The organism is Pseudoalteromonas sp. S3431 (assembly GCF_000690035.1).
Classification (GTDB): Bacteria; Pseudomonadota; Gammaproteobacteria; order Enterobacterales; family Alteromonadaceae; genus Pseudoalteromonas; species Pseudoalteromonas fuliginea.
Genome location: NZ_JJNY01000158.1, coordinates 1 through 1,017, shown reverse-complemented (window position 1 = coordinate 1,017; position 1,017 = coordinate 1). Strand labels below are relative to the sequence as shown.

The 1,017-nt window shown below is 32.6% G+C and carries 1 protein-coding gene; it reads right to left on the bottom strand.

Annotated elements, in window-relative coordinates; translation table 11 throughout:
* Nucleotides 1-553: Ig-like domain-containing protein (locus tag DO88_RS0118515; protein ID WP_033041295.1), on the bottom strand; the 553-nt coding region annotated here is incomplete at its 3' end.
* Between the last annotated feature and the right edge of the window lie 464 nt (nucleotides 554-1,017).

The following is a 1,017-nucleotide window of genomic DNA, read 5'->3' as shown; positions in this document are numbered from 1 at the left end:
CTTCGTTTGTTGACTGATTCGTTATGTTTGTGATCGTTGGTGAATCGTTCACACATGCAACATTAAAAGTAAGCTTAACAGGATAACGAGTCACATTTTGGCTTACAGTTTGATAATTAGCTGAATAGGTTCTATAGGATGCGTATTGTATTCGAGGCTTTTCTACATCATCTTTTGTTGCAAAGGCAAAAAAGCTTTGGAGAATATTTAAAATAGGACTTGTTGAGTACTCAACAAGCTCATCGGATTCTAGAGATATAGACCTAATTGGGTTATTGCCAGAATCTATCAATGAGACATTTATCGTTGTTGTATCTACACCACAAAAATTAGCCTTTGGTTTATAAACAAATGAATCTGTATTAAAACTTAAAGTCCCGTTTTTTGGTTTTATAATGGCGGCTCCAAAAAAGGCTTCCCGTGCGCCTATAACACGCCAAACCTCCCAAATTCTAACTGTTTTACTTCCATCTTCAGTTAAATTAAATTTATCAGTAACAGCCGAAGCCATTGAAGATAAAACTAATAGAAAAAAGCACAATGTAAATTTCACAAAACAATCCTTGTTGGTTGTTATTATTTTATTTAAATATTTACATGTTTGTTACCTGGGAACAACATCAAATAATCGAACAAATAAAAACCTACCAAAGAAGAACAAAAAACAGTGACTTAAAAACTAAGCTTATTAAAAATATACAAAGTAAATTCAAATAGATTTATAGCAAAACTAAAAGTGGGAGCTGAAATATTAATTTCAACCTTCTAGAACCTACTGGCCTTTCATGATTAAAACTTGTTCTATCTAATTATCGCAGGAAGTTTGCAACCTAGTGGGCTAAGTAAAAGTAAACCGTCTCTAGGGCAAACCCAAAGGGCTGAGCATGTTTGGCATTTATGGGGAGTAAAAATATATATTAGCTATCCAATGCTAATAATTTTTCTAACTACTCGAATAATTACAAATCAAGTAGCTATAAAAAGTAAGGTCACTACTTAATCTTCGTAATACCAATC